Origin of the sequence: Marinomonas sp. 5E14-1 (assembly GCF_039939215.1) — a bacterium.
Taxonomy (GTDB): Bacteria; Pseudomonadota; Gammaproteobacteria; order Pseudomonadales; family Marinomonadaceae; genus Marinomonas.
In genome coordinates, this window is sequence record NZ_JBDXMW010000037.1 from 1 (window position 1) to 407 (window position 407).

The following is a 407-nucleotide window of genomic DNA, read 5'->3' on the forward strand; positions in this document are numbered from 1 at the left end:
TCCAGTTCGAGGAGCCATCGGAGTATAGCGCAGTCTGGTAGCGCGCCTGCTTTGGGAGCAGGATGTCGGGGGTTCGAATCCCTCTACTCCGACCATTTTTATCATCACCTTGTAATGGTGGGCGTAGCTCAGTTGGTAGAGCTCCGGATTGTGATTCCGGCGGTCGTGGGTTCAAGCCCCATCGTCCACCCCATTGCTACTGATAGTTGGGTCGTTAGCTCAGTTGGTAGAGCAGTTGACTTTTAATCAATTGGTCACTGGTTCGAATCCAGTACGACCCACCACTATCCAACGCTAAATTCTGCGTATCTGATTAATTCCTCGATAGCTCAGTTGGTAGAGCAAATGACTGTTAATCATTGGGTCACTGGTTCGAGTCCAGTTCGAGGAGCCATCGGAGTATAGCG

4 tRNA genes are annotated in these 407 nt (G+C 50.9%); all 4 read left to right on the forward strand.

The window, feature by feature from the left end:
* The first annotated feature begins 18 nt into the window (after positions 1 to 18).
* Positions 19 to 95 (forward strand) — tRNA-Pro (locus tag ABFY09_RS15120).
* A gap of 22 nt (positions 96 to 117) precedes the next feature.
* Positions 118 to 193: transfer RNA gene (locus ABFY09_RS15125), tRNA-His, on the forward strand.
* 15 nt (positions 194 to 208) lie between these two features.
* Positions 209 to 284: transfer RNA gene (locus tag ABFY09_RS15130), tRNA-Lys, on the forward strand.
* Positions 285 to 318: 34 nt separating this feature from the next.
* Positions 319 to 394 (forward strand) — tRNA-Asn (locus tag ABFY09_RS15135).
* Positions 395 to 407: the final 13 nt, after the last annotated feature.